General features: G+C 67.9%; 14 protein-coding genes. 7 read left to right on the forward strand and 7 right to left on the reverse strand.

All coding sequences use genetic code 11. The annotated features are described in order from the left end of the window. The first annotated feature begins 6 nt into the window (after window positions 1–6). Genes cheD through AB3X08_RS11795 form a run of 4 tightly spaced genes read left to right on the forward strand, consistent with a single transcriptional unit; the run spans window position 7 to window position 7,290 of the window. Entirely contained in the window at window positions 7–594 is a 588-nt protein-coding gene (gene cheD / locus AB3X08_RS11780; RefSeq protein WP_369932739.1) for a chemoreceptor glutamine deamidase CheD, read from the forward strand. Further along, on the forward strand, window positions 591–1,667 hold the full coding sequence (locus tag AB3X08_RS11785; protein ID WP_369932740.1) for a protein-glutamate methylesterase/protein-glutamine glutaminase: 1,077 nt from the start codon (window positions 591–593) through the stop codon (window positions 1,665–1,667). Before cheD ends, AB3X08_RS11785 begins: the two co-directional genes overlap by 4 nt. Window positions 1,668–1,671: 4 nt before the next feature. Beyond that, a complete protein-coding gene (locus AB3X08_RS11790; protein WP_369932742.1) occupies window positions 1,672–4,311 on the forward strand; it encodes an EAL and GGDEF domain-containing protein in 2,640 nt (879 codons plus the stop codon). Between the two features lie 57 nt (window positions 4,312–4,368). After that, window positions 4,369–7,290, forward strand: coding sequence for a diguanylate cyclase (locus AB3X08_RS11795; protein ID WP_369932744.1), 2,922 nt, complete (start codon window positions 4,369–4,371; stop codon window positions 7,288–7,290). Between the two features lie 654 nt (window positions 7,291–7,944). Here AB3X08_RS11795 and acnB read toward each other — a convergent pair. The 3 genes from acnB to AB3X08_RS11810 are packed head-to-tail and all read right to left on the reverse strand — an operon-like array spanning window position 7,945 to window position 11,256. Beyond that, window positions 7,945–10,536, reverse strand: coding sequence for a bifunctional aconitate hydratase 2/2-methylisocitrate dehydratase (gene acnB, locus AB3X08_RS11800; protein ID WP_369932747.1), 2,592 nt, complete (start codon window positions 10,534–10,536; stop codon window positions 7,945–7,947). 58 nt (window positions 10,537–10,594) lie between these two features. Next, entirely contained in the window at window positions 10,595–11,002 is a 408-nt protein-coding gene (locus AB3X08_RS11805; protein WP_185812961.1) for a type II toxin-antitoxin system VapC family toxin, read from the reverse strand. Then, entirely contained in the window at window positions 10,999–11,256 is a 258-nt protein-coding gene (locus AB3X08_RS11810) for an AbrB/MazE/SpoVT family DNA-binding domain-containing protein (RefSeq protein WP_184414535.1), read from the reverse strand. The genes AB3X08_RS11805 and AB3X08_RS11810 overlap by 4 nt, the downstream gene beginning before the upstream one ends. A 146-nt stretch (window positions 11,257–11,402) precedes the next feature. Between AB3X08_RS11810 and acnA the strand changes: the two genes are divergently transcribed. After that, window positions 11,403–14,171, forward strand: coding sequence for an aconitate hydratase AcnA (gene acnA / locus AB3X08_RS11815; RefSeq protein WP_369932748.1), 2,769 nt, complete (start codon window positions 11,403–11,405; stop codon window positions 14,169–14,171). A gap of 198 nt (window positions 14,172–14,369) precedes the next feature. Here acnA and AB3X08_RS11820 read toward each other — a convergent pair whose 3' ends face one another. Beyond that, window positions 14,370–14,804: a nuclear transport factor 2 family protein gene (locus AB3X08_RS11820; protein WP_369932749.1), complete on the reverse strand. Its 435-nt coding sequence runs from the start codon at window positions 14,802–14,804 to the stop codon at window positions 14,370–14,372. A gap of 109 nt (window positions 14,805–14,913) precedes the next feature. On the opposite strand from AB3X08_RS11820, the gene AB3X08_RS11825 reads away from it, so the two are divergent. Continuing rightward, window positions 14,914–16,599, forward strand: a complete 1,686-nt coding sequence (locus tag AB3X08_RS11825; protein ID WP_369932750.1) for a long-chain fatty acid--CoA ligase — start codon at window positions 14,914–14,916, stop codon at window positions 16,597–16,599. Window positions 16,600–16,850: 251 nt separating this feature from the next. Next, window positions 16,851–17,726, forward strand: a complete 876-nt coding sequence (locus AB3X08_RS11830) for a crotonase/enoyl-CoA hydratase family protein (RefSeq protein WP_369932752.1) — start codon at window positions 16,851–16,853, stop codon at window positions 17,724–17,726. Window positions 17,727–17,775: 49 nt separating this feature from the next. Here the strand turns inward: AB3X08_RS11830 and AB3X08_RS11835 are convergent, their stop codons facing one another. The 3 genes from AB3X08_RS11835 to lysS all read right to left on the reverse strand — a co-directional run bounded on the left by AB3X08_RS11835 (window position 17,776) and on the right by lysS (window position 22,761). Continuing rightward, window positions 17,776–19,935: an ATP-binding protein gene (locus AB3X08_RS11835; protein ID WP_369932753.1), complete on the reverse strand. Its 2,160-nt coding sequence runs from the start codon at window positions 19,933–19,935 to the stop codon at window positions 17,776–17,778. Then, entirely contained in the window at window positions 19,932–21,074 is a 1,143-nt protein-coding gene (locus tag AB3X08_RS11840) for an HD domain-containing phosphohydrolase (RefSeq protein WP_369932755.1), read from the reverse strand. The genes AB3X08_RS11835 and AB3X08_RS11840 overlap by 4 nt, the downstream gene beginning before the upstream one ends. 169 nt (window positions 21,075–21,243) lie before the next feature. Continuing rightward, window positions 21,244–22,761, reverse strand: coding sequence for a lysine--tRNA ligase (gene lysS / locus AB3X08_RS11845; RefSeq protein WP_369932757.1), 1,518 nt, complete (start codon window positions 22,759–22,761; stop codon window positions 21,244–21,246). Between the last annotated feature and the right edge of the window lie 44 nt (window positions 22,762–22,805).

The following is a 22,805-nucleotide window of genomic DNA, read 5'->3' on the forward strand; positions in this document are numbered from 1 at the left end:
GCCACGATGGTTGCGGATCAGGTGATGCGCTACCACGACACCCGCTTCCAGACCATTGCGGCCAAGCTGTTGCCGACCCAATACCTGGTGGTGGACGACGACACCGCGCTGACCACCATCCTCGGTTCCTGCGTGGCCGCCTGCATCCGCGACCCGCTGCTGAAGATCGGCGGCATGAACCATTTCATGCTGCCCGACGGCCAGAGCGGCGACGGCGCGCCGGCGCGCTATGGCAGCTACGCGATGGAAGTGCTGATCAACGACCTGCTCAAGCGCGGCGCCGCCCGCAACCGCCTGGAAGCCAAGGTGTTCGGCGGCGGCAACGTGCTCAAGGGCTTCACCAACAATCCGGTCGGCACGCGCAACGCCGAGTTCGTGCTGAACTACCTGAAAGCCGAGCAGATTCCGGTGGTGGCCGAGGACCTGCGCGGCATCCATCCGCGCAAGATCTGGTTCTTCCCCGCCACCGGCCGCGTGGTCGTGCAGCGCCTGCCGCATGCGCACGAAGAAGCCGAAATCGCCGCCGCCGAATCGGCGGTGCGCGCCCGTCTCGCCAAAGCGCCGGTCACCGGTGCCGTGGAGTTGTTCGAATGACGTCCGAAAATCCCTGCCGCGTGCTGATCGTCGACGACTCCGCAGTCGTGCGGCAAATGCTCACCGAGATCCTGTCGCGCGCGCCCGGCGTCGAGGTGGTCGGCTCGGCCGCCGATCCGCTCCTGGCCCGCGAGAAGATCAAGCGGCTCAATCCGGACGTGATCACCCTGGACGTGGAAATGCCGCGCATGGACGGGCTGGCGTTCCTGGAAAACCTGATGCGGCTGCGGCCCACGCCGGTGGTGATGATCTCCTCGCTGACCGAGCGCGGCGCCGACACCACCTTGCAGGCGCTGGCGCTGGGCGCGGTCGATTTCATCTCCAAGCCCAAGCTCGACGTGGCCCGCGGCCTGGAGGAATACGCCGAGGAAATCGTCGGCAAGGTCAAGGCCGCGGCCAAGGCCAAGGTCCGCGCGCTCGACCGTCCGGCCGCGCCGCGGCCTGCCGGCAACGCGGTGGTCGCGCCCAGCGCGGTGTCCACGCTGAAATTCCGCACCACCGACCGGCTGATCGCGATCGGCGCGTCCGCCGGCGGTACCGAGGCGCTGCGCGTGGTCCTGGAAGGGATGCCGGCCGACGCGCCGGCGGTGGTGATGACCCAGCATCTGCCGGCCGGCTTCAGCACCGCCTTCGCCGACCGTCTCAACCGGCACTCGGCGATGGCGGTGCGCGAGGCCAGCGAGGGCGAAGCGATCCTGCCCGGCCACGCCTACCTGCCTCCGGGCGGCAAGCACCTGCAGGTGGTGCGCGACGGCGCGCGCTGGCGCTGCAAGATCGACGACGGCCCGCCGGTCAACCGGCACAAGCCGGCGGTGGACGTGCTGTTCCAGTCGGTGGCGCGCAACGCCGGCGCCAATGCGATCGGCGCGGTGCTGACCGGCATGGGCGACGACGGCGCGCGCGGCCTGCTGGAAATGCTGCAGGCCGGCGCCAGCACCCTGGTCCAGGACGAAGCCACCAGCGTGGTCTGGGGCATGCCCGGCACCGCGTTCCGGCTCGGCGCCGCACAGGAGGTGCTGCCGCTGGACCGGATCGCCGAGCGCCTGATCGCCTTGTCCAGCCAGGCCCGCTAGCTCCATGCCGCGCCAGCGCGTCCGTCACCCGAACGCGCCTGGCGACGCCGTCGCAGCGTGCCTGGCCACGCTGACGGATGCCGAGCAGGCGCTGCTGAGCTGCCTGCAGCAGGCGCCCGACGGCGTGGTGGTGATCGACGCGGACGCGCGCATCCTCGCCTTCAATCAGACCGCCGAGACGCTGTGGGGACTGACGCAGGCGCAGGTCCTGGGACGTTCGCTCGGCGAACTGGTGCCGGACGATGTGCGCGCGTCGTTCCTGGCCACGTGTCTGCAGCAGCGCACCGACGCGCCCGGCGACGGCTACGAACTGCAGTTGCCCGGCAGCGACGGCGTGCAGCGCTGGGTCTCGGTCAGCGCGGCCACGGTGCCGCAGCAGCCGGCACCGCTGTCGGTGGTGTTCGTGCGCGACATCAGCGCCGAACGCGACCGCGACGCCAAGATGCGGCTGCTGTCGCTGGCCCTGGACCGCAGCGACAACGCCATCGTGGTCTGCGACCCGCAGCTGGCGATCCTGTACGTCAATGCCGGCTTCGTACGCATGTTCGGCTATGCCGCCGAGGAGGTGCGCGGGCGGCTGCCCAGCAGCGTGCTGCCGGGCGTGGGCACCGACATGCAGGCGGTGCGGCTGACCCGCGAACGCGTGGTCGGCGGCGTGGGCCATCAGACCGACCTGCTGGTCTACCGCAAGGACGGCACGCCGCTGTGGACCACGCTGATGGCCAATCCGATCGCCGACGCGGACGGCGGCATCCAGCACTACGTGGTGTCATTCACCGACATCACCCAGAGCAAGATGCACGAGATCCTGCACAAGAACGTGCTCGACGCGCTGGTCCGCGAACAGCCGCTGGTCGACGTGGCCACGCTGATCTGCAGCGAGGTCGAGCGCATCGCCCCGCAGGTGGTGGCCTCGATCATCAGCGTCGATGGCGACGGGCGGCTGCACCCGCTGGCTTCGCCTAGCCTGCCGACCGCCTTCAACGAGGCGGTCGAGCGCATGCGCGCCGGCCCCAGCTCCGGCGCCTGCGGCGCGGCGATCTGGCGCGGCAAGCAGGTGCTGGTGCGCGACGCCGCCGCCGATCCGCTGTTCGCCGAGTACCGGCCATTGGTGCAGCAGCTCGGCCTGGGCAGTTGCGTGGCCAGCCCGATCAAGTCCAGCGGCGGGCGCGTGCTCGGCAGTTTTGCGCTGTATTACCGCGAGGTGTGCGAGCCGCAGGCCTGGCATCTGCGGCTGATCGAGCTGTGCCTGCACCTGTGCGCGCTGGCGCTGGAGCGCGAGCAGACCAAGGCGCGCGTGCACCAGCTGGCGTTCTACGACTCGCTGACCGGCCTGCCCAACCGGGTGATGTTCAGCGCCCGCGCCGAGCAGGCGCTGGCCGCCGCCGAATACCACGCGTTTCCGGTGGCGATCCTGTTCGTCGACATCGACCGCTTCAAGCGCGTCAACGAGACCCAGGGCCACGCCGCCGGCGACGGCATGCTGCGCGACATCGCGCGGCGCCTGGGCGAGACCCTGAGCGCCACCGACCTGATCGGCCGCCAGGCCGGCGACGAGTTCGTGCTGATGCTGCCGCACTGCGGCGCCGAACAGGCGGCCGGCGTGGCCGAACGGCTGTTGCTGGCGCTGGCCGATCCGTTGGTGGTCGGACACGTGACCCTGCACCCGGGCGCCAGCATCGGCGTGGCGATGTTCCCCGACGACGGCCGCGACATCGAGACCCTGCTGCGCCACGCCGACCTGGCCATGTACCGGGCCAAGAACGAAGGCGGCGGCAGCTTCCGCTTCTTCAGCGCCGACATGAACCGCATGGCGCAGGAACGCGTGGCGCTGGAGACGGCGTTGCGCGAAGCGCTGCGCCGCGACCAGCTGCAGTTGCACTACCAGCCGCAGCTGCACAGCCAGCCGCCCTACGCGCTGTACGGCGTGGAGGCGCTGCTGCGCTGGCAGCACCCGCATCTGGGCGATATCGCACCATCACGCTTCGTGCCGATGGCCGAGGAATGCGGTCTGATCGACGAACTCGGGCATTGGGTGCTGCGCCAGGCCTGCCGGCAGATAGCCGATTGGCGCCTGCGCGGCGTGCCGGTGCCGCGCGTGGCGGTCAACCTGTCGGCCAGCAACTTCGCCGACGCGCAGTTGCCGGCGCGCGTGGCGCAGCTGCTGAGCACGCATGCGCTGGCGCCCAGCGACCTGGCGCTGGAGATGACCGAGAGCGTCATGCTGTCCAACGCACCGGCGGTGCTGGCCAATCTGCGTCAGTTGCAGGCCAGCGGCGTGCGCCTGTCGCTGGACGACTTCGGCACCGGCTATTCCAGCCTCAGCCATCTGCACCAGCTGCCGGTCAACGAACTCAAGCTGGACATGAGCTTCGTCCGCGACCTGGAACACAGCGCGACCGCACGCGCGCTGACCACCTCGGTACTGCGCATCGGCGAAAGCCTGCGCCTGCATACCGTCGCCGAGGGCGTGGAAACCGAAGCGCAGCGGGCCTTCCTGTCCTCGCTCGGCTGCGATGTGCTGCAGGGATTCCTGTTCGCGCCCGCATTGCCGGCGGCCCAGCTGGAACGCTGGATCGGCGCGCATCCGACCGACGCCGCGACGGCCGCGCCGCCTGCAACGGCCGATGCAGCGCCGCCGTAGTCAATCGCGGCACAAATATTGCTTGATACACAGCACACTTTTCATCCCTGTCGGGCAATGCCGATCCGCTTCCTGTTGTCGCTGCTGCTGTGGTCCGCCAGTGCTGCGCTCGCTGCGCAGACGCTGCAGCCTGCCTATCCCGAGGTCGTGCGCCGTTTCTCCACCCACGACGGCCTGCCGCAGAATTCGGTGAACGCGATCGTGCAGGACCGCGACGGTTTCCTGTGGCTGGGCACCTTCGGCGGGCTGGCGCGCTTCGACGGCAGCGAGTTCAGCGTCTACCGCAGCCTGGCCGGCAGCGGTCCGTCCAGCGACCGGATCCTGCAACTGCTGCAGGACGACCGTGGCCAGTTGTGGATCGGCAGCGAGGACGCCGGCGTCAGCGTCTACCGCGACGGCCGCTTCCTGCGCCTGGACGTGTGCGGCGGCCGCTGCCTGATCCGCCGCTTCGTCGCTGCGGCCGACGGCAGCGTGTGGGTCTTCAGCAGTGCCGGCGCCTACCGGATCGACCCGCGCACCCTGCGGACCCTCGAACAGCAGCCGCAGGCGCTGGACATGGCCGCCGCGCTCGGCGGCGACGGGCAGCTCTACCTGGGTGGGCAAGGCCTGTGGCGGCTGCACCAGGGACGCCGCGAAGCGGTGCCGCTGCCGGCCGGGGAAACCCGGGTCAGTTCGCTGCACAGCGAAGGCAGCGTGCTGTGGGTGGCTGCCGGCACGGCCCTGCACCGCTACGACACGCTGCGCCGGCAATGGCTGCCGGCAGCCGCACCGGTACGCGGCGCGCAGGCGCTGGCGCGCGATGCGCAGCACCGGCTATGGGTGGCCGATGTCGATGGACAGCTGTTCCGCGACGACGACGATGGCGACGGGCTGCGACCGTTGACGACGCCGGCGCTGCCGGCGTCGCACAGCCTGCTCAGCGACCGCGACGGCAACCTGTGGCTGGGCAGCAACGCGCGCGGCCTGCTGCGCATCGCGCGCTCGCGCATCGGTCTGCTCAACGACGCGCAACAAGGCATGGATCTGCCCGGGCTGCCGGTGATCGGCGACGGCAGCGGCGGCCTGTGGCTGGGCACCGTGTGCGGCGGGCTGCGGCACTGGGATGCGCCCAGCGGGCGCCTGCGCCGCTGGTCGCTGCAATCCGCGCTCGGCAACGAGTGCGTGTGGTCGCTGCACCGCGACGAAACCGGCGGCGTGTGGATCGGCACCGTCGATGGCCGTGTCGGCTATCTGCCGCCCGATGCGCAGGGCGACCGCGCCGAGCGCGACAGCGACGCCTACCGCAGCCAGGCGCCGCGGCTGATCGCGCAGTGGCCGGACCAGTTGCCGATCCGCGCGCTGTACCGCACCGCCAAGCAGAAGCTGCTGGTCGCCAGCGGCAACGGCGTCTACGCGATCCCGGTCGGTGCCGGCGGCGAGACCGGCACGCCGCAGCGTCTGCCCGGCCTGCCCGGCAGCGTCACCCTGATCCAGCCGGCGCAACAAGGCGGCCTGTGGATGGCCGGCGGCGAAGGCGTGGTGCGCTGGCGACGGCAACGCGTGGTGGAACGCTGGGGCACCGGCAACGGCCTGTCCAGCCGCTTCGTACGCTCGCTGTACGAACAGCCCGACGGCACGCTGTGGATCGGCACCTACGGCGGCGGCCTCAACCGTATCGGCAACGGCCGCGTGCAGCATTTCGATCGCGGCAGCGGCCTGTTCGACGACGTGGTCTCGTGCATGGTCGCCGACGCGCGCGGCGGGCTGTGGCTCAGCGGCAACCGCGGCATTTCCCTGCTGCTGCCGGAGGAACTGGCCAAGGCCGCCGCCGGCAGCGAGGAGTTGAGCGCGATCGGCTTTTCCGAAAGCGACGGTCTGGAACCGGCCGAAACCAACGGCGGCGGCCAGCCGGCATGCCTGCGCGACGCCACCGGCAAGCTGTGGTTTCCGCTGATTTCCGGCTTCGCCGAGATCGATCCGCTGGCGCTCGGCCAGCGCCGCGTGCAGGCGCCGCCGGTACGCATCCAGTTGCTAGCCGTGAGCGGCCGCAGCGTGCCGCTGGCCGCAGAACTGCGCCTGCCGCCGCACAGCCACGACATCGAAGTGGGCTTCACCGCGATCAACCTCAGCGCGCCGGAGAAGACCCGCTTCCGCTACCGGCTGACCCGCCCGGGCCAGGACCCGGCGTGGACCGACATCGGCGCGCAGCGCAGCCTGCACTTCCCGCTGCTGCCCTGGGACGACAGCACCCTGGAAATCATCGCGCGCAGCGATACCGGCGCCTGGTCGACCACACCGGCGCGGCTGCGCTTCCGGCAGCCGTCGCCGTGGTATCTGTCGCCGCTCAGCTGGGGCGCCGCAATGGTGGCGCTGATTGCCGCGCTGTTGCTGGGCTGGCGCGTGCACGGCTATCGGCTGCGCCGCCAGCGCGACCTGCTGGCGCAACTGGTGAGCACCCGCACCCAGGAACTGGAGCAGGCCAACCGCCGCCTCGCCGACCAGGCGCAGCGCGACCCGGTCACCGGCATCGCCAACCATCGCCACTTCGTCGAAAGCCAACAGCGGCTGTGGGAACAGATGCAGGCGCAGCAGCGGCCGTTGGCGCTGCTGATGATCGACATCGACGAGTTCAAGCGCTTCAACGATCACTACGGACACCTGGCCGGCGACGACTGCCTGCGCGTGGTGGCCGCAGCGATGGCCGCGCAACTGCGCGAGGACGGCGTGCTGGCACGCTACGGCGGCGAGGAATTCGTGGCATTGCTGCCCGGCTGCGACAGCGAGGCCGCGCATGCGGTCGGCGAACGGCTGCGCCAGGCGGTGCTGGGCTGCGCGGTGGCGCATGCTCCCGGCGCGCGCCACCGGCTGGTGACGGTCAGCATCGGCTGCGCCAGCAAATGGCCGCGTTCCGGCCTGTCGAGCACGCGCCTGACCAACCTTGCCGACCAGGCGCTGTACCGGGCCAAGGAAAACGGCCGCAACCGCGTGGAAAGCGCCTGAGCAGCAGCATGCTTGCGCACGAGTACCGGTGCCGCCGAGCATTCCCTGGGCGGCGGCTTCAAGCGCCGTTGTGGGAGCGACTTCAGGGCACCTCTCATATCTCCATTCCGGAAGCTGCACGCTACGCGTGGCGATGGCATGTTCTTTTTTTCTGTCGCGGCTGAAGCCGCTCCTACACATGCGCGCCTTGCTCGTGTAGGAGCGGCTTCAGCCGCGACAGGAGGACGAAGTGGCCGCGATGCCAAGGCGTCCATGAAAAACGCGGCCGCACGCCGCCGTCTACCGCCAATGCGCCTTTGCCACGCCATGGCATCTCGAACGTATCGATGCCGGAACCTGCAGGCTGGGCGTGTCGGCGTCTCGCAAGCGCATCGACATGCTTTTTGGGGTGACTAGAAGTGCCCTTCAGTCGCGACGAGCGAAGCAAGGCGGCCCGCCGCGCCTGGATGGCGCGGGACTGACGACCCGACCTGCAGACGGCGGCGGCGCTCGCGGCAGAAGTTCCGGATGCCCTCGCCCTCACCCGGACGAAGCCAACGCGGGATCGTCAGCGGCTCGCACCGCGCTTGCAGCACCGCGCAGCTGGACGAACCCCGCAAAGGAGAAAGCCCGGCATCGCCGGGCTTTCTCGTTACAGCGTCGAACCATCCAGCATCAGGCGGCGACGGTATCCGCCACGTCCTGATATTCCTGGATCTGATCGAAGTTCATGTAGCGGTAGATCTGCTCGCCGCTGGTCTTGATCACACCCACGTCGGCCATGTACTCGTCCTTGGTCGGGATGCGGCCCAGACGCGAGCAGATCGCCGCCAGTTCCGCCGAGCCCAGGTACACATTGGTGTTGCGGCCCAGGCGGTTGGGGAAGTTGCGGGTGGAGGTGGAGAACACCGTGGCGCCTTCGCGCGCCTGCGCCTGGTTGCCCATGCACAGCGAGCAGCCCGGCATTTCCATGCGCGCGCCGGCCGCGCCGAAGGTGCCGTAGTGGCCTTCCTTGGTCAGCTCGGAGGCGTCCATCTTGGTCGGCGGCGCGACCCACAGGCGGGTCGGGATGTCGCGCTTGCCTTCCAGCAGCTTGGCCGCGGCGCGGAAGTGGCCGATGTTGGTCATGCACGAACCGATGAACACCTCGTCGATCGCCGCGCCGGCGACTTCGGACAGCGTCTTGACGTCGTCCGGATCGTTCGGGCATGCCACGATCGGCTCGTGGATGTCGGCCAGGTCGATCTCGATCACCGCGGCGTACTCGGCATCGGCATCGGGTTCGAGCAGCTGCGGATCGGCCAGCCACTCTTCCATCTTCTTGATGCGCCGGCCCAGGGTGCGCGCATCGGCGTAGCCCTCGGCGGTCATCCAGCGTAGCAGGGTGATGTTGCTGGTCAGGTATTCGATGATCGGCGCCTTGTCCAGGCGCACCGTGCAGCCGGCGGCGGAGCGCTCGGCCGAGGCGTCGGACAGTTCGAACGCCTGCTCCACCTTCAGGTTCGGCAGCCCTTCGATTTCGAGGATGCGGCCGGAGAAGATGTTCTTCTTGCCCTGCTTGGCCACGGTCAGCAGGCCGTCCTTGATCGCGTACAGCGGGATCGCGTTGACCAGGTCGCGCAGGGTCACGCCCGGCTGCATTTCGCCCTTGAAGCGCACCAGCACGCTCTCCGGCATGTCCAGCGGCATGACGCCGGTGGCGGCGGCGAACGCGACCAGGCCGGAGCCGGCCGGGAACGAAATGCCGATCGGGAAACGGGTGTGCGAGTCGCCGCCGGTACCGACGGTGTCGGGCAGCAGCATGCGGTTGAGCCAGCTGTGGATCACGCCGTCGCCCGGACGCAGCGACACGCCGCCGCGGGTGGAGATGAACTCAGGCAGGGTGTGGTGGGTCTTGACGTCCACCGGCTTGGGATAGGCGGCGGTGTGGCAGAACGACTGCATCACCAGGTCGGCGGAGAAGCCCAGACAGGCCAGGTCCTTAAGTTCATCGCGGGTCATCGGCCCGGTGGTGTCCTGCGAGCCCACCGAGGTCATCTTCGGCTCGCAATAGGTGCCCGGGCGCATGCCCTGGCCTTCCGGCAGACCGCAGGCGCGGCCGACCATCTTCTGCGCCAGCGAGAAGCCCTTGCCGGTATCCGGCGGCACCATCGGCAGGCGGAACAGGTCCGACGGCGGCAGGCCGAGGAACTCGCGCGCCTTGGCGGTCAGGCCGCGGCCGACGATCAGCGGAATGCGGCCGCCGGCGCGCACTTCGTCGAACAGCACGTCCGACTTCATCGCGAACTCGGCGATCACCTGCCCGTTCTTCAACGCCTTGCCGTCGTACGGACGCAGTTCGACCACGTCGCCGTGCTCCATCTGCGACACGTCCAGCTCGATCGGCAAGGCGCCTGCGTCTTCCATGGTGTTGTAGAAGATCGGCGCGATCTTCGAACCCAGGCACACGCCGCCGAAACGCTTGTTGGGAATGAACGGAATGTCTTCGCCGGTCCACCACAGCACCGAGTTGGTCGCCGACTTGCGCGAGGAGCCGGTGCCGACCACGTCGCCGACATAGGCGACCAGGTGACCCTTGGCCTTGAGCTCGGCGATCGCTTGGATCGGGCCGCGCTTGCCGTCTTCCTCCGGCACGAACGCGGCGCCGTCGCGCTTGTTCTTCAGCATCGCCAGCGCGTGCATCGGGATGTCCGGGCGCGTGGTCGCGTCCGGCGCCGGCGACAGGTCGTCGGTGTTGGTCTCGCCCGGCACCTTGAACACGGTGATGGTCAGGCTCTGCGGCACTTCCGGCTTGCTGGTGAACCATTCGGCGTCGGCCCAGCTCTGCAGCACCGCCTTGGCGTGCGCGTTGCCGGCTTCGGCCTTTTCCTGCACGTCGTGGAACGCGTCGAAGATCAGCAGCGTGTGCTTCAGGCCTTCGGCGGCGACCGCGCCGAGCTCGGCGTTGTCCAGCAGCTCGATCAGCGGATGGATGTTGTAGCCGCCGAGCATGGTGCCCAGCAGTTCGGTGGCGCGCTTGGGCGAGATCAGCGTGCACTGCTCGCTGCCGAAGGCAACCGCGGCCAGGTACGAGGCCTTGACCTTGGCGGCGTCGTCGACGCCGGCCGGCACGCGCTGGCTCAGCAGCTCGACCAGGAACTGTTCCTCGCCGGCCGGCGGGTTCTTCAGCAGTTCGATGACCTGCGCGGTCTGCTGCGCACTCAGCGGCAGCGGCGGGATACCGAGCGCGGCGCGCTCTGCAACGTGGTGGCGATAGGCTTCCAACATGCGGGTTCTCCGGAAATTTCGGTAGGGGTGAGCGGTAAGCGGTAAACGAATGGCGGCGTCAGGCGGACGGCTTGGGCACGATGATCTTCAGGCCCTTGAAGTAGTCGCGGAAAAAGCCGTCGTCGCGGGTGATCAATCCATCGCATTGCAGCAGCGCGTGGGCGCCGATCAGGAAGTCGGCCACCACCCGCTCGCGCTGGCCGCCGCGGGCGCGGAAACGGCGCTGCATCTCGCCGGCGCGTAATGCCGACTTGGCCTCCAGCGCATTGAAGCGGATGCTCATGTCCTCCAGCACCGACAGCGCTTCGGCGCCGTCGCGCAACGCGCCGCACACCTCGGCCAGGACAATGTCGCACACCACCACCGGGCCGGTGCTCAGGCACTGGCGCAGGCAGGCCTCGGCGGCGTCGGCCTGCGGGCCGTCGGCCAGCAGATCCACCAGCACGGACGAATCGATCGCGATCATGCCTTGGGATCGGGTTCGAACGGATCGCCCGGCGCGCGGCCGCGGATCGCGCGCATCGCCTCGTCGGTGCTGGCGAAGCCGTCGAGCTTGAAGCGGCCGCGGGCGCGCGAGATCGCATCGTCCACGCTCTTGCGCAGGATGATGCGGCCGCCGTCCAGTTCCACTTTCAGGATGGTGCCTTTGCTCAGGCCCAAGGCGTCGCGTACGGCCTTGGGCAAGGTGATCTGACCGCGCTCGGCGACGGTGGCTTCCATGGGCGGGCTCCAAGGTATGCACAAATTTTACATACTTGAAGCGTCATACTCAAGCCCGCATACAGTCCCGGTCACACCAACCGTACACACTGAATCGGTCAGAATGACCGCAGTCCCTACAGCCGCGACGCCATAGGAGTTCCGTGATGAGCGATTCCTTTTCCACCCGTGCCTCGCTCGAGGTCAACGGCAAACGCTACGCCTACTACAGCCTGCCCAAGCTCGCCGAGCGCTTCGACATCGGCCGCCTGCCCTACTCGCTGAAGATCCTGCTGGAGAACCTGCTGCGCCACGAAGACGGCGGCGTGACCGTGGGCAAGGACCACATCGAAGCGGTGGCCAAGTGGGATCCCAAGGCGGAGCCGGATACCGAGATCGCCTTCATGCCGGCGCGGGTGGTGCTGCAGGACTTCACCGGCGTGCCGTGCGTGGTCGACCTGGCCGCGATGCGCGATGCGGTGGTCAAGCTCGGCGGGCGCCCGGAGCAGATCAACCCGCTGATCCCCTCGGAACTGGTGATCGACCATTCGGTGCAGGTGGACGTGTTCGGCAAGCCGGACGCGCTCGACCTCAACGGCAAGATCGAATTCCAGCGCAACAAGGAACGCTACGGCTTCCTGCGCTGGGGCCAGAAGGCCTTCGACAATTTCAAGGTGGTGCCACCGAACACCGGCATCGTGCACCAGGTCAACCTCGAGCACCTGGCGCGGGTGGTGATGACCGCCGAGCGCGACGGCGAGGCGCTCGCCTATCCGGACACGGTATTCGGCACCGACAGCCATACCACGATGATCAACGGCATCGGCGTGCTCGGCTGGGGCGTGGGCGGCATCGAGGCGGAAGCGGCGATGCTCGGCCAGCCCTCGTCGATGCTGATTCCGCAGGTGGTCGGCTTCAAGCTGACCGGCAAGCTGCCCGAAGGCGCCACCGCCACCGACCTGGTGCTGACGGTGACGCAGATGCTGCGCAAGTTTGGTGTGGTCGGCAAGTTCGTCGAGTTCTTCGGCGAGGGCCTGCAGCACCTGCCGCTGGCCGACCGCGCCACCATCGGCAACATGGCGCCGGAATACGGCGCCACCTGCGGCATCTTCCCGGTCGACGCCGAATCGCTGACCTATCTGCGCCTGTCCGGGCGCAGCGAGGAGCAGATCGCGCTGGTCGAGGCCTACGCCAAGGCGCAGGGCCTGTGGCACGACGCCGACAGCCCGCACGCCGCCTACAGCGCCACGCTGGAGCTGGACATGGGCGAGGTCAAGCCGTCGCTGGCCGGGCCCAAGCGGCCGCAGGACCGGGTGTTGCTGGACGACATGCAGCGCAATTTCCGCGACAACCTGGTGCCCTTCGCCGAAGCGCGGCACAAGCGCCATAGCGACCTCAAGCAGGAAGACCGGCTCAAGAACGAAGGCGGCGGCGGCACCGCGGTCGGCGCCAAGGCCGCGCAGGCCGAGACCGCCGAAGCCAGCGGCGCCGGCTGGCGACTGCGCGACGGCTCGGTGGTGATCGCCGCGATCACTTCCTGCACCAACACCTCCAACCCGGCGGTGATGCTCGGCGCCGGCCTGCTGGCGCGCAACGCCGTGGCCAAGGGCCTGAAGGCGCAGCCATGGGTCAAGACCTCGCTCGGGCCGGGCTCGCTGGTGGTCACCGACTACCTGAAAAAGGCCGGCGTCATGGGCGACCTGGAGAAGCTCGGCTTCTACGTGGTCGGGTACGGCTGCACCACCTGCATCGGCAACTCCGGCCCGCTGCCGGAGGACGTATCGGCCGCCATCGCCAAGGACGACCTGGTGGTGGCCTCGGTGCTGTCGGGCAACCGCAACTTCGAAGGCCGCGTGCACCCGGAAGTGAAGATGAACTACCTGGCCTCGCCGCCGCTGGTGGTCGCCTACGCCATCGCCGGCACCACCGACATCGACCTCACCCGCGACCCGCTCGGCACCGGCAGCGACGGCCAGCCGGTGTACCTGCGCGACATCTGGCCGAGCAACAAGGAAATCGGCGACACCATCGCCGCCACGGTCGGCCCGGAGATGTTCAAGCAGAACTACGCCGACGTGTTCAAGGGCGACAGCCGCTGGGCCGCGATCGCCTCGCCCGACGGCGAGCTGTATGCCTGGGATGGCGCCTCCACCTACATCAAGAACCCGCCCTACTTCGACGGCATGACCATGCAGGTCGGCACCATCGACGACGTGCACGGCGCGCGCGTGCTCGGCCTGTTCGGCGACTCGATCACCACCGACCACATCTCCCCGGCCGGCAACATCAAGAAAGACTCGCCGGCGGGCCGCTTCCTGCAGGAACGCGGCGTGCAGCCGGCCGACTTCAACAGCTACGGCAGCCGCCGCGGCAACGACGACGTGATGGTGCGCGGCACTTTCGCCAACATCCGCATCAAGAACCTGATGTTCGGCGGCGAGGAAGGCGGCAACACCCTGTACCGCGGGCCCGACGGCGCGCAGCCGCAGAAGCTGGCGATCTACGATGCGGCGATGAAGTACAAGGCCGACGGCGTGCCGCTGGTGGTGATCGCCGGCAAGGAATACGGCACCGGCTCCTCGCGCGACTGGGCGGCCAAGGGCACCAACCTGCTCGGGGTCAAGGCGGTGATCGCCGAGAGCTTCGAGCGCATCCACCGCTCCAACCTGGTCGGCATGGGCGTGCTGCCGCTGCAGTTCCTGGACAACGAGAACGCGCAGTCGCTGGGCCTGGACGGCTCGGAGGTGTTCGCCATCACCGGCCTGCAGGACGGCGCCAGCAAGCGCGCCACGGTCGAGGCCAGGAAGGCCGACGGCAGCGTCAAGCAGTTCCAGGTCAAGGTTCTGCTGCTGACCCCCAAGGAAGTGGAATACTTCAAACACGGCGGCCTGCTGCAGTACGTGCTGCGCCAGCTGGCGGCACGCAAGGCGGCCTGAGCGGCCCTGGCGGCGCGGCATCCTGTACGGGTGCCGCGCTCGCGCACGGATACGCACTGCCGCCCGCGCACGCACTGTCTTTTTCATCGGTACGGCATTTCGACATGACGGGGGTTTTAGCCCGCCAACCGACAGCATCGAAGGTGTACCGGCCGCCGACGGAGCGATTGCAGTTCAACGCCCCATGGATGCGACGCGCTACGGCGCCGCACTCCATTGCGCATGCCGCAGCCGCCAGTGCCCGTTCTGCTCGCGCCAGCCGGTGACCACTTCGTAGCGCTGTAGCCGCTCCGGCAGCAGCCGCCCATCGCCACCGCTGACCACCGCGTCGAACCGCACCGTGGCGTCGTCGCCCTGCAGCGCGATCGACAACGGCCCGGTGTTCACTCCGATCCGCGCGTTGGCCAGGAATTGCGCGCGCAACAGGTTGTGCAGCGCAGCACGATCCATCCCCGCCTCGCCCGCGAAATCGTCGGCCACCGCATCCATCGCGTCGCGCAGGCGGTGTTCCTCCACCGCCTCCTGCATGGCGGCGATGTCCTTGCGCAGCCGTTGTTCCGCCGAATCGTGCCGGCAACCGGACAAGGCCAGCAGCAACGCGCACCCCCATCCCCACGCCCATGCCTGTCGCATCGGATTTCCTCCCGGGCTTCGTCTTTTCCATGCGGAACGGTATCCTGCCACTCGCCACGCCGCAGCGTTGCGTCGGCGTGCGGCAGCATTCCACACGAGGGGGGAGTACATGAGTCAGGAACGTCCGTGGTTGCAGAGTTATCCGGCCAGCATTCCCGCCGAGATCGACGTCAACGAATACCGATCCGTCGCCGCCGTCTTCGAAACCTCTGTCGCCAAGTTCGGTGACCGCCCGGCCTACTGCAACTTCGGCAAGACCCTGACCTACCGCGAGGCCGGCGAACTGGCCCGGCACTTCGCCGCCTACCTGCTGGGCGAGTTGCAGCTCAAGAAGGGCGACCGCGTCGCGCTGATGATGCCCAACTGCCTGCAATACCCGATCGCCACCTTCGGCGTGCTGCTGGCCGGCATGACCGTGGTCAACGTCAATCCGCTGTACACGCCGCGCGAACTGCGCCACCAGCTGATCGACTCCGGCGCCAGCGCGATCGTGGTGATCGACAACTTCGGCAAGACCGTGCAGGAGGTGTTGGCCGATACGCCGCTCAAGCAGGTCATCACCACCGGCCTGGGCGACATGCTCGGCTTCCCGAAGGGGTCGCTGGTCAACTTCGTGCTGAAGTACGTCAAGAAGCTAGTACCGGACTACGACATCCCCAACGCGGTGCGCTTCCGCGACACGCTGACCCTGGGCCGCCTGCATACGCTGCCGCAGATCGATATCGAACCGGACGACATCGCCTTCCTGCAGTACACCGGCGGCACCACCGGGGTGGCCAAGGGCGCGATGCTGACCCACCGCAACCTGGTCGCCAACATGCTGCAGGCCGGCGCCTGGATCGCCGCGACCGGCAAGCTGGAGGAAGGCAAGGAAGTCATCATCACCGCGCTGCCGCTGTACCACATCTTCGCGCTGACCGCGAACGGCCTGGTGTTCATGAAGCTCGGCGGCCTCAACCACCTGATCAGCAATCCGCGCGACATGCCCGGCTTCGTCAAGGAGTTGAAGAAGACCCGCTTCACCGCCTTCACCGGGGTCAACACGCTGTTCAACGGCCTGCTCAACACGCCCGGCTTCGAGCAGGTGGATTTCTCGTCGCTGAAGTTCACCCTGGGCGGCGGCATGGCGGTGCAGCGCGCGGTGGCCGAGCGCTGGAAGCAGGTGACCGGGGTGACCCTGGTGGAAGCCTACGGCCTGACCGAGACCTCGCCCGCCGCCTGCATCAACCCGCTGACGCTGCAGGAATACAACGGCGCCATCGGCCTGCCGATTCCGTCCACCGACGCCTGCGTCAAGGACGACCAGGGCCAGACCCTGGCGCCCGGCGAAGTCGGCGAGCTGTGCATCAAGGGTCCGCAGGTGATGAAGGGCTATTGGCGCCGTCCCGAGGAAACCGCCGGCGCGATCGATGCCGACGGCTGGCTGCACACCGGCGACATGGCGCGGATGGATCCGCAGGGCTTCTTCTACATCGTCGACCGCAAGAAGGACATGATCCTGGTCTCGGGCTTCAACGTGTACCCGAACGAGGTCGAGGACGTGATCGCGATGATGCCCGGCGTGCTGGAAGTGGCCGCGGTCGGGGTGCCGGACGAGAAATCCGGCGAAGTGGTCAAGGTCGTCATCGTCAAGAAGGACCCCAACCTCAGCGCCGAGGACGTCAAGGCGCATGCGCGCGCCAACCTGACCGGCTACAAGCATCCGCGCATCGTCGAATTCCGCAAGGAACTGCCCAAGACTAACGTCGGCAAGATCCTGCGGCGGGAATTGCGCGACAGCTCGCCGGCCGCCTAGCTCGCCGCTGGCGGACTTCAGGTCCACACCACGCGGCGGGCGCAGGCCAGCCGCACCCTGCCCTTCTCCTCGCTTCCGGCCCTGCCGCCAAGACGCATGGTTGCGGGCAGCCATGCCCGCCACAAGCCGTGAATTTCTCCGTCCAAGGCGCCATCAGTCCTCTGTTTCCGTAGGTGTAGCATCGGCTCGCGCGCTATCCCCCGGCGCCGCGCACGCCCTTTCGCTGCCAACCAAAACACCGAGGAAATCCCATGAACGTTGACAAACGCTTCTTCAACCCCAGCTTTCCCACCATCCGTGTCGAGTCGAGCCTGGATGGCAACGCGCATTGGATGTTCATGCACAACGACGCGGCCATCGGCTCCCGCCCGTGCTTCAGGGACGACCTGCTCGACGACATGTGGAGCTTTACCGATGCGATCACGCTAAGCGGCGGCAATGCGCTGCAGCGCGGGCAACTGCGGCACTTCGTATTGGCCTCGGATGCGAACGTGTTCAACCTCGGCGGAGACCTGGAACTGTTTACCCAACTCATCCGCTCGCGCGACCGCGACAGGCTGCTCGCCTATGCCAAGCGCTGCGTGGAAGGCGTGCATACCCTGCATACCGGCCTCGGCGGCGACGTGCGGACCATCGCATTGCTGCAGGGCGATGCCCTGGGCGGCGGCCTGGAGATGGCGTTGGCATGCCACACCATCGTGGCCGAGGAAGGCGTCGGCATGGGCTTGCCGGAGGTGCTGTTTGGCCTGTTCCCGGGCATGGGCGCCTATTCCTTCCTGTGCCAGCGGGTCTCGCCGCAAGTGGCGGAGAAGATCATTCTGGAAGGAACGGTCTACAGCAGCGAACAGATGCACGCACTCGGCGTGGTCGACATCCTGGTGCCCAAGGGCGAAGGAAAAGCGGCGGTCGAGGAACTGATCCGTACCCAGCAGCGTAGCAAGCTGTCCTATCTCGCGATGAATGCAGCACGCCGCATCTCGCAACAAGTGCCGTTACGGGAGCTGATGGCGATCACCGAAGTCTGGGTCGACACCGCGCTTGCGCTCGACGACAAGTCGCTGCGCATGATGGACCGATTGGTGCGGGCGCAGACGCGGCGTGCGCACAACGTCGCCGCGCTCGCATAGAAGACGAAGGCGGGAGGGGCCCCGGCCCGGCCGAATGCCGGGCTTTCCCTCAGCGCAGCTCGTTGCCATCCTGCTGGCTGCTTCGCAGCGCTCGCTGGTCCAGCACTTCCCTGCCCTCGGTCAGGCTGGCATTGAGCGTGGCCAGGCATTGCCGCCATTCGCTACGCATCTGCCAGTCCGCCATGCGCATCAGTTCGCCGCCAAGGTTGGCCATCTTCACCAGCCCCAGGTTGCTCGCCACGCCCTTTACCGCGTGCGCATGTTCGCGCAACCGCTCCCAATTCTCGGACTCGCCCGCCACCTGCATTCCGCCCAGGCAGCCATCGGCGTCGTTGAGGCATTGGGAAATGAATTCCCGCTCGAATCCATCGCCCATGCCCAGACCGGCCAGCTCGTCGAGCACGGACGAATCCAACACCCCCTCCTTGGCGAGCAGCGATTGCGGTTCGGACGGGCGCAACCTGCCGTCTGTGGCGATATCCGTCAGCGTGTCCAGCAACCGCGAGGCCACCACCGGCTTGGCCAGGAACGTATGGGCGCCGGCCTGTTCGCAGCGGTGAATCGACTCCGGCGTGACGTCCGCGCTGAGCACCACGACCGGGGTACGCGCGCGGCCGGCCTGCATGATCCGCAGCTGCTTGAGCATGTCCAGCCCGCTCATCCCAGGCATGTGCAGATCGACGATGACGGCGTCGAATTCGGTCTCGGCAAGTGCATCGAGCACCGCTTCCGCACCTTCCAGACAGATCGCGCGATGGCCTGCCTTCTGCAGCAGGCGCTGCAGCACCATGCGGTTGGCCGCATGATCGTCGGCGACCAGGATGCGCATGCTGCGCACGCGCGCGCGATGGCGCAAGAACGGATCGGTGAAGGCGATGATGTTGCCGCTCGGCGGCGATTCTTCTTCGCTGGCGCCGCCCGGCGCGGTGGTGGAAAGCGGCGTGGCGGTGGCCGCCTCGAACGGCAGCTCGAACCAGAAACGGCTACCGCGCGGAGGATTCTCCTGGTAGCCGATGCTGCCGCCCATGGCTTCGACCAGACCTTTGGCGATCGTGGTTCCCAGGCCGGTGCCTTCGTAACGCCGGGACAGACCCACGTCCGCCTGCTCGAATGCCTCGAACAGGCGAGGACGCATTGCGGGCGGCACGCCGATCCCGGTGTCGACGATGTCGAAACTCAACCTGGACGGCTCGCCGGCGTCGTCGCGCTGTATCCGGACGCGGATATCCACCCGCCCCATGTTGGTGAACTTGATCGCGTTGCCGGCCAAGTTCAGCAGGATCTGCCGCAGGTGCCCCGCGTCGCCGCGCACATGGTCGGGCACATCGGCCGCGACCTCCAAGTGATAGCCCAGGGCCTTGGCACGCGCCTGCGGCTGCAGGATCAAGCCGATCTGCGCCAGCGTCTCGCGCAACGAGAAATCGTGTTTCTCGGTGCGGATCTTGCCCGCCTCGATGGCGGAAATATCCAGCACCTCTTCCACAAGCGACAGCAGACTGCGCGCGGACGCCTGGATGGTGCCCACGCACTCGCGCTGTTCCGCGTCGAGCTTGGTGGTAGCCAGGACTTCGGTCATGCCGGACAACCCGTTCAACGGGGTCCGGAACTCATGGCTCATGTTGGCCAGGAAACGACTCTTGGCTTCGCTGGCGCGGCGCGCCTCGGCGGTCGCCTGGGTCAGCTGTCGCAGCAACCCCGACAGATACATCGGAATGGCGACCAGGCCGGTCCACAGACCGACACTGAGCGTGACGTTTTCGCGCCAGTAGCCATTGAGCAGGACCACGCAGCCGAAACTGATGCAGGCCGAGACCACGGCGCCGATCAGATAGCGGTTGCCGTAGCGCAGGCCGTTGCCGACCGTGACCCACATGATGATGACGTAAAGCCAGGCCAGCGGCTCCCCCTGCAGGATCATCGCCACCGTCATCAGGCCGTAGTCGGTGACCATGCCGATGACGCGCCGAATGTCCGACTTGCCCGGCCGCGCCAGGATCGCGGCGAACAACGCCAGGCCGACGAGGACCCCGACGCCGCTCATCAGCACCGAGGTCAGATACACGTCGGGCGCAAGCTGGCCCAGCTTCTCGGCGATCGTCATGCAGACGATGACGCCCAGGAAGATGCCAACCCGGATCAGCGTCTGCCCGTGTTCGGTGTCCGTGCGTTGTCGCAATCGGGCCCGGATCCATTCCAGCCGACGTTTCACGGCGCAACCCCCGGCCGGACCGACGCGTTCGAAAACTTCTCGCAGATCATGTGCAACTGCTCGCGTCCGCGGAACAGCGCGTCCACGCAGCGCGGGTCGAACAGGCGCCCGCGTTGGGCGTACAGATAGGCGAGCGTCGCATCCATGGTCCAGGCTTCCTTGTAGGGACGCGGCGAGATCAGCGCGTCGAAGACGTCGGCGACCGCGACGATCCGCGCCTCCAGCGGGATCGCTTCGCCGACCAGGCCGTCGGGGTATCCGCTGCCATCGTACCGTTCATGGTGGCGCAGCGCGATCAGCGCGCCGACCTGGATGAAGCGGTTCTGGCTGCCGCTGAGCAGTTCGTAGCCGATGCGCGGATGCATGCGCATCACCGCCATCTCTTCCTCGTTCAGCTTGCCGGGCTTGAGCAGCACCGCATCGGGAATGGCGATCTTGCCCATGTCGTGCAGGCTCGCGGCCATCTCGATGACCCGGACCTCGTCCTCGGACAGGCCCAGCTGCTCGGCGATCAGGCCGGCCACGTGCGCCATGCGCTCCAGGTAGGCGCTGGTCCCGGCGTCGCGGTACTCGATCGCCCGCGCCAGCCGCGACAGGGTCTCGCGTTCGCGCTCCTCGACCTCGCGCATGCTGGCCAGCAGGCGCTGCTCCAGCGACATCGCGCGCTGCTTGATGTTCTCGCTCTGCAGCCGCAGCTGCAGCAGGTTGTGGCAGCGCGCGCGCAGTTCGCGCGGGCGGATCGGCTTGACCAGGAAGTCGATGACGCCCGCTTCCAGCGCAGCCTGGCGGATCGGCTCGTCGCCGACCACGGTGATCAGGATGATCGGAATGTCGCGGTGCTTGGGCAGCCGCCGCAGCCGCCGCGCGAATTCCAGCCCGTCCATGCCCGGCATGCGGTAGTCGAGCAGCAACAGGTCGACCTTGCCGGCTTCGCACCAGGCCAGGGCGGCCTGCGAGTCGCCGAAGTCGCGCACGGTGAGTTCCGGAGCAATGTCCTCGATCACGTGGCGCAGCATGGTGCGCGCAGACGTCTGATCGTCGACGATGACGATGTTCAAGCGATTGTCCGCCCCCTCCGCCCAGTCCGGGCGGTCGCTGCTGGAGGATACTCCGGACAGGCTCATGCTGGCATCTTGCATCTGCGATCCTCTCGCCCACGGGCACCGGGCTGTTGAGACAACAACGGGAAACGCTCCGGCGCCGGCCGCGCCGACCCAACCGCCTCACTTCCGCTTGCTTGCCAACCGCTTGCTTGCCGACGCCCGATGCGAGAAGCCCACGCCAAGGCCACCGCCGCATTCGGCTAGATTAAGCCTCCGGACGCATGTACGGGAACAGCAGCACGTCACGGATCGAACTGCTGCCGGTCAGCAACATTACCAGCCGGTCGATGCCGATGCCCAGGCCGCCGGTGGGCGGCAGGCCGACCTCCAGCGCGCGGATGTAGTCGGCATCGAAATGCATGGCTTCGTCGTCGCCGCCCTCCTTCGCCGCCACCTGGGCCTGGAACCGGGCCGCCTGGTCTTCCGGATCGTTGAGTTCGGAGAAGCCGTTGGCGATCTCCTTGCCGTTGATGAACAGCTCGAAGCGGTCGGTATAGCCGGGCTCGGTGTCGCTGGAACGGGCCAGCGGCGACACTTCGACCGGGTGGTCGGTGATGAAGGTCGGCTGGATCAGGGTGTGCTCGACGGTGGCCTCGAAGATCTCCAGCAGCAGCTTGCCCCAGCCGTAGGACGGCTTGGTGCGGATCTTCAGCCGCTCGCAGTGGCGCAGCAGCGCGTCGCGGTCGGTGCAGTCGGCGACGCTGATCTCCGGGTTGTGGTGGCGCACCGCCTCGTCCATGCGCCAGCGGCGGAACGCCGGGGCCAGGTCGATGTCGGCGCCGTCCCAGTGCACCTGGGTGGTGCCGAGCACCTCCTGGGCCACGTCGCGGATCACGCTCTCGGTCAGGTCCATCACCTCGTGGTACGTGGCGTAGGCCTCGTACAGCTCCATCATGGTGAATTCGGGATTGTGCCGGGTACTGACGCCTTCGTTGCGGAAATTGCGGTTGATTTCGTAGACCCGTTCCAGGCCGCCGACCACCAGCCGCTTCAGGTACAGCTCCGGCGCCACGCGCAGGTACAGGTCCAGGTCCAGCGCATTGTGGTGGGTGGTGAACGGCTTGGCGGTGGCGCCACCGGGGATGTAATGCATCATCGGCGTCTCCACTTCCAGGAACCGGCGCGCGTCCAGCCAGGCGCGCATGGCGCGGATGATCTTGGAGCGCTTGACGAACACCTCGCGCGCCTCCGGCGACACGATCAGGTCCACGTAACGCTGGCGGTAGCGCTGCTCCACGTCGGACAGGCCGTGCCACTTGTCCGGCAGCGGGCGCAGCGCCTTGGTCAGCAGCCGCAGCGCAGTCGCGCGCACCGACAGCTCGCCGGTCTTGGTGCGGGTCAGCCCGCCCTCCACGCCGATGATGTCGCCGATGTCCCAGCCCTTGAACGCGTCGTAGGCCGGACCCAGCGCGTTGGCCTGCAGGAACAGCTGGATGCGCCCGGATTCGTCCTGCAGCTGCACGAAGCTGGCCTTGCCCATCACCCGCTTGGCCAGCAGGCGCCCGGCAAGGCGCAGGCTGCGGCCTTCGGCCTCCAGCGCCTCGGCGCTCCAGCGCTCGGCGTCGGCGAACTCGGCCTGCAGGTCGCCGGCGAAATCGCTGCGGCGGAAATCGTTCGGATAGGCCACGCCCTGCGCGCGCAGCGCTCCCAGCTTGGCGCGGCGTTCGGCGATGAGGCCGTTCTCGTCGACGGGAAGGGACGGCGCGGGGGTCTGCTCGGTCATGGGAATGGGTACGCGGAGAAGAAGGGAGAGGATGCAGCAGATGC

It is taken from the genome of Xanthomonas sp. DAR 34887 (assembly GCF_041245805.1).
Taxonomy (GTDB): Bacteria; Pseudomonadota; Gammaproteobacteria; order Xanthomonadales; family Xanthomonadaceae; genus Xanthomonas_A; species Xanthomonas_A tesorieronis.